The organism is Paenibacillus sp. USHLN196 (genome assembly GCF_037144955.1).
Classification (GTDB): Bacteria; Bacillota; Bacilli; order Paenibacillales; family Paenibacillaceae; genus Paenibacillus; species Paenibacillus xylanexedens_C.
Window position 1 is genome coordinate 173,343 of the sequence record NZ_JBBCYH010000001.1, and the last position, 12,958, is coordinate 186,300.

10 protein-coding genes are annotated in these 12,958 nt (G+C 42.9%); 9 read left to right on the forward strand and 1 reads right to left on the reverse strand.

What is annotated here, in order from left to right; genetic code table 11:
- Nucleotides 1-186 precede the first annotated feature (186 nt).
- The 7 genes from WFI24_RS00730 (at nucleotide 187) to WFI24_RS00760 (ending at nucleotide 8,752) form a co-directional block, all read left to right on the forward strand.
- Nucleotides 187-870 (forward strand): response regulator transcription factor, encoded by a 684-nt coding sequence (locus WFI24_RS00730; protein WP_336758003.1) that lies wholly within the window; start codon nucleotides 187-189, stop codon nucleotides 868-870.
- 13 nt (nucleotides 871-883) lie between these two features.
- On the forward strand, nucleotides 884-1,930 hold the full coding sequence (locus WFI24_RS00735) for a sensor histidine kinase (RefSeq protein ID WP_336758005.1): 1,047 nt from the start codon (nucleotides 884-886) through the stop codon (nucleotides 1,928-1,930).
- A 141-nt stretch (nucleotides 1,931-2,071) separates the two neighbouring features.
- The gene (locus WFI24_RS00740) at nucleotides 2,072-2,857 is read left to right on the forward strand and encodes an ABC transporter ATP-binding protein (protein ID WP_336758006.1); all 786 of its coding nucleotides are present in this window, start codon (nucleotides 2,072-2,074) and stop codon (nucleotides 2,855-2,857) included.
- Nucleotides 2,844-4,790 (forward strand): ABC transporter permease, encoded by a 1,947-nt coding sequence (locus tag WFI24_RS00745; protein WP_336758007.1) that lies wholly within the window; start codon nucleotides 2,844-2,846, stop codon nucleotides 4,788-4,790. Before WFI24_RS00740 ends, WFI24_RS00745 begins: the two co-directional genes overlap by 14 nt.
- Before the next feature lie 24 nt (nucleotides 4,791-4,814).
- Nucleotides 4,815-5,156: a YxeA family protein gene (locus tag WFI24_RS00750; protein WP_336758008.1), complete on the forward strand. Its 342-nt coding sequence runs from the start codon at nucleotides 4,815-4,817 to the stop codon at nucleotides 5,154-5,156.
- 267 nt (nucleotides 5,157-5,423) lie between these two features.
- Nucleotides 5,424-7,664, forward strand: coding sequence for a stalk domain-containing protein (locus tag WFI24_RS00755; RefSeq protein WP_336758009.1), 2,241 nt, complete (start codon nucleotides 5,424-5,426; stop codon nucleotides 7,662-7,664).
- Nucleotides 7,665-7,915: 251 nt separating this feature from the next.
- Nucleotides 7,916-8,752 carry an alpha/beta fold hydrolase gene (locus WFI24_RS00760; RefSeq protein ID WP_336758010.1) on the forward strand — a complete coding sequence of 279 codons (837 nt, stop codon included), beginning with the start codon at nucleotides 7,916-7,918 and terminating at the stop codon, nucleotides 8,750-8,752.
- Between the two features lie 153 nt (nucleotides 8,753-8,905).
- Here the strand turns inward: WFI24_RS00760 and WFI24_RS00765 are convergent, their stop codons facing one another.
- Nucleotides 8,906-10,264 (reverse strand): alkaline phosphatase, encoded by a 1,359-nt coding sequence (locus WFI24_RS00765; protein ID WP_336758011.1) that lies wholly within the window; start codon nucleotides 10,262-10,264, stop codon nucleotides 8,906-8,908.
- A 334-nt stretch (nucleotides 10,265-10,598) separates the two neighbouring features.
- Between WFI24_RS00765 and WFI24_RS00770 the strand changes: the two genes are divergently transcribed.
- Nucleotides 10,599-12,413, forward strand: a complete 1,815-nt coding sequence (locus WFI24_RS00770; protein WP_336758012.1) for a family 43 glycosylhydrolase — start codon at nucleotides 10,599-10,601, stop codon at nucleotides 12,411-12,413.
- Nucleotides 12,414-12,588: 175 nt separating this feature from the next.
- Nucleotides 12,589-12,915 (forward strand): ArsR/SmtB family transcription factor, encoded by a 327-nt coding sequence (locus tag WFI24_RS00775; protein ID WP_336758014.1) that lies wholly within the window; start codon nucleotides 12,589-12,591, stop codon nucleotides 12,913-12,915.
- Nucleotides 12,916-12,958: the final 43 nt, after the last annotated feature.

Below are 12,958 nucleotides of genomic sequence, written 5' to 3' on the forward strand. Positions count from 1 at the left end.
TTGATCAACAAGACGGTGAGGTTTTTAAATCTCTGCATCACTACAATGCACCAAACCGTGCAAGTTTATGCAAGTTTGTAGAGAAAGATTAGTGTAGTAAGCATTCCCCGACAGTACATGCTATTATTCTTGTTGAAAAGAATATAGCATGTACATCATTCAAAGATTATGAGGAGGTTTACTTCTATGGAATTTAATATATTTGTCGTTGAAGATGATAATGCATTATTTAAAGCGTTGAAAAAAGGATTGGAAGCGTGGGCCTTACAAGTTACAAGACCTGATGATTTTCATGAAGTCATGCGGTCATTTCAGGATCAACAACCACATCTTATTATCATGGACATTACGCTCCCTAAATATGATGGTTTTCATTGGTGCAGAGAAATCCGTTCAGTTTCCGAGGTACCTATCATTTTTCTATCTTCCCGTGATCACCCCTTGGATATGGTCATGGCACTTAATATGGGTGCGGATGACTTTGTTCAAAAACCCTTTCATACGAATGTGCTATATGCCAAAATCCAGGCGCTTCTTCGCAGAACATACGCTTATGGAGAAGGCCAGACAGATATTCTCGAATGGAATGGTGCCTTAGTTGATCTGAAACGAGGTGTTATCCGAAAATCAGACGAGGAAGCAGATTTGACCAAAAATGAATTCTTCTTGTTGATCGCGCTCGTGAAAGCTAATAATATTATAATCTCTCGTCATGACTTGATCCGTAAGCTGTGGGAAGATGAGCAGTTCGTAAACGATAATACCCTTACAGCTAATATCACCCGGCTAAGGCAGAAATTAGAACCACTTGGACTTTCGGATGCGATTGTCACAAAGAAAGGGATGGGATATATGGCCGTCACTTTATAGGGGGTATAGCCGTATGTTAATCCGTTACATCAGAACAAGAAAAAGCTGGATTCTGCTTTTTGTTAGCTTGCTAGGTCTGACCGATGTACTTATCCTTATTGAACAGGGAATCCATGTTGAATGGACATCTCTCCTTTATTTGAATGGTCTGTATATAATTATATTTCTTGTATTTTTTCTATGGCGTTACAAGAAAGAAACCAAATATGCAGCAGCGCTCGTCAAGCTGCAAGAAGTGATGGCCTCAGATTGGATGGAGAGTCTTCCGGAACCTGAGCATGAACTTGATAGTATAACGAACGATGTATTACGAGAGGCCTTTTATCAGTTCAACCGCAAGCTATCTCATGATAAGGAAGTCCAACTGATTGAGAACGACTTCACTGCCTCATGGATTCATGAGGTTAAAACGCCGCTTACTGCTATGAAACTGATTCTGGACTCACGACCGAGTGATCCGGATCTGAGTAAAATTGAATCAGAATGGCTGAGGATCCATCTTCTCATAGACCGTCAGTTGTATATGACACGTCTTCCTGCCTTGGAATCGGACTTTGTGCTTGAACGAGTTTCGTTACATCGTCTTGCGGCAGAAGAAATCCGGGAACTGGCTCCATGGTGTATGGAGAAAAATTTGGCAGTCAGCATCGAAGGAGATGATGTCATGGTCGTTACGGACCGCAAATGGTGCCGCTTCATCCTTCGGCAGTTATTGACCAATGCCATTAAATACAGTCCATCCGGTAAGGCGATTACATTCATGACAGTGATGTCTGAAAAAGAGAACGTTATCCTAGATTTAATTGACGAAGGTCCGGGGATAAAACCGCATGACCTGCCACGTATCTTTGACAAAGGATTCACAGGCGAGAATGGAAGAATTCATAATGCCGCTACCGGACTTGGGCTCTATCTTGCCCAAACTGTAGCAGGGAAAATGGGCGTTGCACTTCATGTCCTGGCTGGCCAGAGGCAAGGGACGACGATGCGGATCACCTTTACGGATCCCAATGCATTCGAAATGGTTAGGAGAACTCAAGAGGAAAATATCCCACTATAAACAGCCAAGATTATTCTTGACTGTTTTTTTTGTGAACATGACAAATTTGTCATCTACCTAATCAACTCGTCACCCAGAACGTACGACAAGTAGGCGAGATCAACGTACACTTAAGCTACAATCAATTTTGGGAGGTTCAACATGGATGAATGGAATGAACAAGAAACGGTTTTACACGCTCGAAATGTCCACAAATCATATGGTTCAAAGGGTGGTGCTCAACAGGTATTAAAGGGAAAAGATTTACGTGTTCTCCGCAAAGAATTTGTAGGAATTATGGGTCCGTCCGGTTCGGGGAAGACAACATTGCTTAACGTACTTGCCACGATTGACCGGACAACAAATGGCACAATCTTAATCGAAGATGAAGATATCTCTACCATGAACAATACGGCTCTTTCTGCATTTCGTCGAAACAAGCTTGGATTCATCTTCCAGGACTATAATCTTCTTGACACATTGACGGTAAAGGAAAATATCCTCTTACCTATATCACTTAGCAAAAAAAGCAAACAGCAGGCAGAAAACGAGTTCACAGCGATTGCCGACGTGTTAGGGATTCAGGAACTTTCGCAAAAATACCCATTCGAAATATCAGGCGGTCAAAAACAACGAACTGCAGCTGGGCGGGCCCTCATCCATCAGCCTTCCATCATCTTTGCAGATGAGCCTACTGGTGCACTCGATTCCAAATCCGCTTCATCACTGTTATCAGTAATGGAGGAGGTGAACCGGAAAAGGAAGGTCACGATTATCATGGTTACGCATGATCCAGTTGCATCCAGTTACTGTAATCGTGTGGTGTTCCTAAAAGACGGAAAGATATATTCCGAACTGTACAGGGGAGAGAAATCCAGACAGTCGTTCTTCAAAGAAATCATCGATGTGCAGGCTGTTTTAGGGGGCGACCACATTGACAGTATTTGAATTAGCACTTCGCAGCATGCGGCAAAATGTGAAACATTACTACTTGTATTTCTTCGCGTTGATTTTCAGTATGAGTCTGTTCTTTGTCTTCGCTTCCTTGTTACACGATCAGCAAGTTCAGTCCATGCTGGAATCAAGCGACAAATTTCTGATCGCTTTTCAGTCTGCAGCAATTCTGCTCATTGGGATTATTGTAATCTTTACTATATCGTCTAACCAAATTTTTCTACGCAGGCGCAGCCGTGAGATCGGATTATATCAGCTCATCGGTCTATCCAAGGGCTGGGTTGCCCGCTATTTAATCATTGAGAATGTACTACTCGGCTTAGGTGCACTCATCGCTGGAATTATCTGTGGAGCATTGGTATCACGTTTGTTTGTCCTCATTCTAATGAAATTGCTCCGTTTGGATGGGATGCCTGCCATTGACTTTTCATTACTCGCAGCCTTTGATACGTTAAAAGTCTTTGTTCTCGTCGTTGTTACTACTTCCTTACAAATGATATTCATGATATATCGCAGTACACTGTTACAATTATTTCAAGCTGATCAGCAGCCTGACTTATCCAGCCAGCCTCCAACTGTCCTTGCATCTATTCTTACGACTATTTATGCCGTGCTTGGTATTGTACTTCTTGGCTACGGCTATGAATTATCGGGTCGGATGGTAGATGAACAATTAATCTTAAATGCGTTCCTGGTACTTTTATCTACGATTACAGGAACATATATATTGTTTCGTGTGACGATCAAATGGTGGTTCTCATGGATTCGTAAACGAAAAAATGGTCATCTTGGCTTGTATAATAGCTTGTCACTTGCTCCGCTGATGCACCGGATGAAAGGTAATGCCAACTCGCTCACCTTGATTACAGTGTTGTCGGCTTTAACCATAACTCTGGTTACCATGGCTTATTCTGTGTATTACTCCACCGAGAATACGGTCCGCATGGAGATTCCTTATGATTTTTCGTTTGAGAATAGGCAGCAAGATGCACAATCATTCGTAACCGAGCTTGAGCGGGAAGGAATTAACTTCAGCTACCTGCCCATTGAGGCCGTCCGAACTAAGGGTGTTATTCTTAATCCACTTGATGAATCCAGTCATATCGAAGAGAGAAACCTGTTGTGGCTTCCAGCCGAACAGCTTCAAAGGGCAGATAAAAAGCTGTCGGTGCCTTCACACGGCGAAGCTGTAGAATACAGTGTATCTGCACAGACTGCATTTGACGACAGTGATTTCTCAAAGCGATACCCAACGAAAATTGAACTGATCTCCAAGGGACAGACGGTTAGTTATCCGTTGCAAGAATTAATTGTCGAGAATCTTGTGAATTCCGATATATCTGGAAATCAGATTTTGGTATCTGAAAAAACGTTAAGAGAAATTGAGAATAGCGTGTCCAATAATGCCGGTTATGAAAGAGTGCAGATAGATACGTATCATATTCCAGACAAAGGAGAGCTTGCGTTAGCTTCCTCCCTTTACCAGAAATATAATTCTGACGAATATTTTACGACCGATTTCTATTCACGATATAGGCAGACACTTGAGATTTCTGGACTATTAATTTTTATCGCTGCCTTTCTCGGGCTCGCCTTTCTTGCTTCTACCGGCAGCATCCTGTATTTCAAACAAATGACTGAGGCCGAGCAGGAAAAACAGAGCTTCAAGACACTGCGGCAGCTTGGATTTGAAGAGAAGATGATTATGAAGGGCATTGTGCGAAAGCAGATGGTTGTGTTTCTTCTCCCGTTATTTATTGGTGTACTGCATTCAATCTTCGCAGTAAAAGCGGCTTCAATCATCATTATTTCGGACATCACTGTTCCAACAATTATTTCAATAGGAGCGTATGCATCTATTTATTTTCTATTCGCTCTCTCCACACTGGGTTACTATCGGAAAATTGTTAAACATGCAATGTTATAAAACTATTTTTCTGGAGGTGCAAGTATGAAGAAAAAAATTATTTTTATATTAATTGTTGTAGTAGTTTGCTCAGGCCTATATGTAGCATTCAAACGGGAGTTTGATCAGTTCAACCCAATGTATAAGGAACAATATGTTTATGCCTTAATTAATAAACCAGCCGAGAAGGAAGGTAAAAATGAATGGATCCGTTACAGATATAATCTGATTGGTTACACAGCACAAGGGGAGGAAACAAAGATCACTTTCTCGTCAAGTAAAGAATTGGAACAAGACACATATGTGAAAGTACTTGCCAAGGGAGCCTATACGAAACAATGGACATTAATACAAAAGGAAGAGATACCCAGTAATTTATATCAATGAAAATGGGATTGAATTGGGGGAGTGTGCCACCTGCATCATCTCATAGAAGAAGCGTTACCATTTGGGTTTTGTTAGAATATTTGTATTCGAAGTCGCCTCTTTGGCGGCTTTTTACTGTGCGTAACTTAAGTTATATCATTCGAAATAGCTGCACCAAATCCATAATTTACAATTCAATTAGAAACTTTTTCCTAAATCTAGCGTCTAATCATATGAGTTTTGAGGGGATTAAAATGACTAGAGAGCAGAAGGAGCCAAAGACAAAGCATGAATATGAAGAAGAAATTATCCATTTTTACCGCTTTAGCTGTTTTTCAAGCATTTGCAGTCGGTTCCGTGAGTGCGCAGACAGCACCGCAAAGTGACACAGTGTCTGTAAACACCACTAACGTAGAATCGGTTGAGGTGCTAAAAGAAGAGCAGCCGATTGCAGAACGTGAAGTGAAAAAGGAGAGCACTGAGGCAACACCTAAAACAGATATTGAGAAACCTGCGGTGGATGGGGAGGAGACCACTGCAAACGAAACGGATCCAAAACCTGTGGTCCAAGAGGGAGCCTCTGAGGAGGTTGAAACACCAGCTACGCCTGCTCAAGTAGAGCAACCATCCATTGATGGAAAGTCTGCCGCAGGTTCAGGCGGAAACCTGACGTTGTACATGAATAGCAACAAAATGGAGCAGGATGGGAACACATATCTAGCCGGCCAGCCAATGACTGTAAAAAACGGCGTATCCTATGTTGCGATCCGTGCACTGGTAGACCGTGTGGGATATGGGGTCAAATACGATAACAAAACCAAAGAAACCATCATCATCAGTGGAGATCAAGAGCTTCGATTCACAACCAACAGCACAGTCTATACCGTAAATGGAGAGACCAGAACGATGAAAGGCCCTGCGTATCAGCAAAAAAATACGTTCATGGTGCCGTTAACATCCATTACTCAAGCTCTGAACATTACTTATAAAGTGAATCAGCCAGCTAAGACGGTTGTGCTGAATCTAAATACGAAACCTGTTGCAAGCTTTACCATTTCCCAAAAGGAAATTTTTGCGGGCGATAAGGTGGACTACGTGACTTCTTACAGTTCTCCGAATGGACTGGATATCCTGGACGAACGCTGGACAGGTCGTCAGGAATCATTTGATCAAGCGGGTACATATACGATTTCATATCAAGCACAGGATTCCAACGGCCAATGGAGCGATCCCTATTCCATTACGATTGAAGTTATGAGTCCTAATCTTCCTCCTGTAGCCATGTTCGCCACGGATAAAGAACAATATAAAATGGGTGAAAAAATAACATACACAGACCAAAGCACGGATGATGAAGATAATATCGATAAAACGGTATGGGAGAACAATTCACTTGCGTTCTTTGAACCGGGTCCAAAAACGGTGACACTTACAGTTACTGACAATCACGGCGCTACAAACACGTACTCCAAAGTCATCACCATAACCAATGAGACATTATATTCATTTACTGACTTCAATTTACTCTTCACGCCGGTAGGACAGAAATTTACCTTTAACGGCGGCGAAGTGACTACGATGGAAAAAGTGCCTTATACGTACATGGATGAGCCAAGTCTGTTGATCCGCAGCAACAGTCCGGAAACGGTTAATACGGAAGGTATCGTATATAAAGAATCATCATCCGGGCAGACCCGTTTCATGATTCACCACGTGAACAATACAGGCAAAAGAGTGAAAATGTATGTGATTGCAACCAATAACAACCCGAATCCGGCCGTATTCGAACAACAGAATATGGGCTTTGCGGGACCTACACCATATGCTACCGTAGCTGGTAAATTGTCTATCGATAAATGGTTCAAGTCGATTCAGACCGGAGCGGACCAAAAGAAAGAGTATCTTCAACCCGGAGAAAGCAAACTGATTTTGACCGAACTCAATAAAACTCCGATGAAAGAAGGACAAGTCATCTCGCTCTATTCGGATGCTTATAGTGATTATTCCCTGGACTATAACGTTATCCTGGTGGAAGAAAATAAAGATCCGTTCGAGTCTTTACCATTGCTGCCTGTGCTTGATCGTGACGGAGTGCACAACCGTGGTACGTATCCAAATGCAACACGTAACATAACGTATGATCAGCAAGTGGGAACGAAACCAGCCCGTCTGCCGCTTGGTGATAATGCCAGCGATCCCAATCTGGTTGGAACGGATCCTATGGCTTACATAGACGCATCCAATGCGGGTAATTTCGGTGTATTGTACAAAATCACGCTGACCAATGTCGCTCCGCGTACGCTTATCTCATTTAACCCTCGTGGAGGGAAGTACTCCGGAGTAGCTCTGGTGAACAATCAGTTGGTATCGATCGCTGAAGGCAACGTTGCAGTTACCAATTCAAGTGAACAAAGTGTTCTTTACCGCACAGGATCATTTGGAGAGAGTGTAACGATTCTTTTCTCTGCCGCGCCAGGAAGTAACCTGCCTGTCAATCTGCTCTTTACACCGCTCCCATCGGAGAAGTAATGTAGTTGTTTCTTATCAGATGGAACGGGGAATAAATGATTAGGAAGCATGTTAATCATCGAAAGAAGGGACTCCTTAAGGAGTCCCTTTTTGTTTATACATTGTAGATTGTGTTTTAATTATTATAATTGATAGTTCCAATCAGATTGCAGTTCTCTATTTATTTCATGGATATGATTGACAATAATAGATTGTATATGTAGCATTTGATTGGTAACTAGTAAAAAACATAACAAACGGAGGGATTTTCCATGGCTAAAGTAAACGTAGGCGAAGAGAATGCACAACCAATTCAACTGTATTACGAAGATCATGGCGAGGGGCAACCGATCATCCTGATTCATGGTTGGCCATTGAGTGGACGATCCTGGGAGAAGCAAGTACCTGCCCTGATAGAAGCTGGATACCGGGTTATTACGTATGATCGACGTGGTTTTGGTCAGTCTTCCCAGCCTTGGGATGGTTACGACTATGATACATTTGCTTCAGATTTACATAAATTGATTTTACACCTTGATTTACGTGATGCTACACTTGTCGGTTTCTCCATGGGAGGCGGTGAAGTGGCCCGCTATATCGGAACTTATGGAACGGAAAGAGTCTCCAAAGCTGTATTTGCTGGAGCTGTGCCTCCATACCTTTATATATCCGAAGATAATCCACAGGGAGGATTGGACGATGCAACGATTGAAGAATTCCAAAATGGGGTTAAGGGAGATCGTCTAGCATTCCTGGATGGATTTACGAATAACTTTTTCGCCGCAGGAGACCGTACAGATCTGGTAAGCGAACCGTTCCGTCTATATAACCGGGATATTGCTGCTCTGGCATCCCCTAAGGGTACCCTGGATTGCATTGCTGCCTTTGCTCTTACCGATTTCCGTCAGGATCTGGAGAAGTTCAATATTCCAACGTTGGTTATTCATGGCGATTCTGACGCCATTGTGCCGTTTGAAGTCAGTGGGCAACGTACACATGAATCCATCCCTGGCAGCCAACTTGTGGTCGTAGAAGGCGGACCACATGGCTTTAATGCCACACACCCCGAAGAATTTAATGCAGCATTAATCGATTTTTTGAAGAACTAAGCTTCGAATGAAGAAGAGCATCGAAAAGGTCGCTATCCAATTCAGGATAAGCGACCTTTTTATTATATACTCAGATCTTGAAGACTCAAATAGACTTCGATAGCAGAAAGTGTCGGACACCATCTGAATTCTTCAATGGTCTGAACATTTGCATTACTGATGTTTCGTGAGAATATCAAATATGATCTTTGCATTATCTGTATTGTCGATCAATCCGGAGAAACGGTGACTTGCCGGACCATAAGCATAAACCGGAACATCTTCGCCAGTATGTCCACCTGTTGTCCAGCCTGTAAATGAACGGTTATCGATAATCGCTTCAATGGCGTTATCAATCTTCGTCACATCCGCCGTTTGGGCTGCTTCTTTCACCGATTGAATCTCTTCAGCCTTTAACTCCAGTTTCAGATAACTTTTCAATGTTTCTTCGACCGAAGCACCTTTCGCAATTTGTGCCGCCATGAAGTCTGGAGTACGCAGTGCGGCTTTGATCGGGTCTACGAAGAAGTTGTATTCTCCATCTTTCCCAAGCGTAAGTCCACCCGTGGAGTGGTCAGCAGTAGCTACGACAAGCGTTTCACCATCTTTTTTGGCAAAGTCAATGGCTGCCTGAAATGCTGCTGCAAAATCCTCCATCTCACTCATCGCGCCAACGATATCATTATCATGTCCTGCCCAGTCGATCTGGCTTCCTTCAACCATAAGGAAGAAACCTTTGTCGTTCGTGCTGAGGCGATCAATAGCAGTATTCGTCATCTCAGCCAAGGATGGCGTTGCAGCAGTACGATCGATCATCTTGTCCAACCCACCATCGGCAAACAGTCCAAGAACTTGTTGATTCTTATCGGCCAGAAGAGCGGAGCGGTCCGTCACATAGCTGAAGCCAGCCTTCTGGAATTCCTTTGTCAGATCACGACCATCACGTACAAAATTCGATTTGCCTCCACCTAGGAGTACATCAACCTTGTGCTTGCCATTAATCAATTCATCATAGTAATCATCCGCAATGGCATCCATGTTTTTCCTGCTGATATCATGGGCACCGAATGCAGCTGGTGTGGCATGTGTGATCTCCGATGTTGCGACGAGCCCTGTAGCCTTACCGTTTTCCTTCGCCTGCTCCAGTACGGTTTTGACTTCTTTCTGTTCCGGGTCGACAGCAATCGCTGCATTATAGGTTTTTATGCCTGCAGACATGGCCGTTGCTGCGGAAGCGGAGTCTGTCACATTTTGCTTGTCATCATCCGGATAAGTCATTTGTGCCCCTACAAGATAAGGGTCAAATATAGTTTTGTCCATGCCCTTTGTCGAAGGATCATCTTTCATATAACGGTAGGCGGAAGTATACGAGCTTCCCATACCATCCCCAATGAGGAAAATGATATTTTTGATTTGTTTTTTCTCCACACTTACGGCTTGAACGGCACTTGCTTGTCCAACTGACAAGAGAGTAGAAGCCGATACAACCAGAGTCAGCGCAACCGCTGGTAGTACTCTTTTAGATAATTTCACAATAATTCCTCCTCGTTATATCTCAAACATGAATGCATGAAGCTATATTCATTTGTACAACATTAAGAAGATTATCATTTATTTGTAAATGAAAACCAAGAGTTATGTATACTTAAGGTAAAAAAACAAAATAAGTAAATTTCTTCTCGAAAGAAGACTTTCAAAAAGAAGGCTCATATGATCTCCAGCATAGGTTGTTGGTATCGCAGCTTCATTGTTTGTACAAAAATATACTCATTGCACAGTTTTTGAAGTATGATACAACATAAGTATAACGCTTTCATTTTGATATCATGGCTACATAGTCAATTTCATTTTCAGGAGGCTCTTAAAATTGTTCAAAACAAATACAAATTATGATGGGTATCTCTTTGTACATTTTATTGGCGAACAGCCGGACGGTGAGCAAGTTTACTTCTCCTATAGTGAGGATGGCCTTCACTGGAAGGACCTCAATGACGGTATACCTGTACTGATTTCGAACCTCGGGGAAAAGGGAGTAAGGGACCCGTTTCTGATACGTTCGGTCAAGGAAGATAAATTTTATCTGATCGCTACGGATCTCCGCATTGCAAGCGGCAAAGGATGGACTCATGCCGTTGAAGCGGGGAGCCGTGATGTGATTGTGTGGGAGTCCAGTGATCTTGTAAACTGGTCTTCTCCTTGGAACGTTACTCTCGGAGTTGAGGGTGCAGGTTGTGTCTGGGCACCCGAAGCAGTGTATGACGAAGCAACAGACGAATTTCTCGTATTCTGGGCTTCTGCGACTCAGGAGCCTCAAGAACCTGAACGAAAACAAAAAATATATAGCGCTCGTACAAAAGATTTTCGTACGTTTTCTGCATCTCAAAAGTATATTGAGCGGGATAACCATATTATCGACACAACGATTCTTTCATCTGATGGCAACTACTATCGATACTCCAAGGATGAAACAACCAAAAACATCAGGGTCGAAAAGGGAGCTTCACTCGACAAAGATGCGTTCGTTCCACTTCACGCTCCAGCGCTCGAGGCTGTGGCAGGTGTTGAGGGACCTCAAATATTTAAATTCAATGATCGCGAGCAATGGTGTCTAATTGTCGATCGTTTTGCAGAGGGGAAAGGTTACCTTCCTTTGGTGACTACAGATCTGGACAGCGGAGAATTCCATATTGCACCTGATGGGGAATTTGATATGGGAACGACCCAAAAGAGGCATGGTAGCGTCCTGCCAATCACGGCCGAGGAGTGCAATCGGTTGCTGGCGGCTTTTGGAGACAGTCATCAGGTGCTTCCTGGACAATATGCCGATCCTGATGTCGCAAAGTTTGAAGACCGTTACTACATGTATCCGACAACAGATGGATTCGAGGGGTGGTCAGGAACACAGTTCAAGGTATTTTCTTCTGTGGACCTGAAGCATTGGCATGACGAAGGCGTCATACTTGATCTGGGGACAGAAGATGTGGTATGGGCAAGTGGTAATGCCTGGGCACCGGCGATAGCCAGCCGAAACGGGAAATTCTATTTTTATTTCTGCGGCAAAATGCTGAATGGGGAGAGCGCAATCGGCGTTGCTGTAGCGAATACACCGATCGGTCCATTCCTTGCCGAACCGCAACCATTAATCACGATGGAGCAGTTGAAACGTCTGGACATCACCATGGGACAGGCTATTGATCCTTCCATCTATGTCGAAGATGACGGGAGAACATACCTGTTATTTGGCAACGGACATGCAGCAATTGTTGAGCTTGAAGATGATATGACAAGTGTAGTAGAGGAAACGATGAGTAATCTGGCAGGCTTGCATGACTTCCGCGAGGCCGTAACCGTTCTAAAGCATGGTGGACGATATCACTTTACGTGGTCCTGTGATGATACGGGCAGTGAGGATTATCATGTAAATTATGGTACGTCAGATCAGCTATATGGTCCAATCACCTATCAATATCCGATCCTGAGTAAAAATGTCGAGAAGCGTATGCTGGGCACAGGTCATCACTGTATTTTTCTTGAACATGAAACCGGTCAATACCGGATTGCCTATCACCGGTTTGTGACACCATTGTCCAGATTTTCCTCTGGAAAGGGCTATCACCGCGAAATATGTATAGATCCGCTATATTTCGGAACGGATGGGCTGTTGCAGCCGGTAATTCTCTGAATACAAACCTTCAGGTTCATCGAACTTCAAACTTGAAGAAGAAGTAATGCCGAACGAAAGTCACTTTCAGTGGTTTTTGTTCGGCATTATATCTATATTTGAATTTAAGATTGACTTCATTTTTTTAATATTATAATATAAGCATGCACTTATACATGTGGAAGGAGGAAGTGATATGGACTCTATTCAGGAAGCAGCAGATAAGCTGAAATTGTTGGGCGACAAAACACGTCTTACGATACTTACACTCCTCAAAGAACGTGAATGGTGCGTCTGTGAATTTGTAGAGATTTTGGATATGTCACAACCTGGAATTAGTCAGCATTTGCGTAAGTTGAAAGATCAAGGACTGGTTAAAGAGAGTAAACGTGGTCAGTGGGTATATTACTCTTTGAATGTAGAGAATACATCCTATATTAAGTCTGTGCTCGAATTAATGCCCGATACGGCAACTATTCTTAAGTCATTGAATAAAGAAAATTTCACTTCCGTTTGTAAATGATTTTTTGGAAAACATATAAGTATATTGTTATGTACTAATGTAA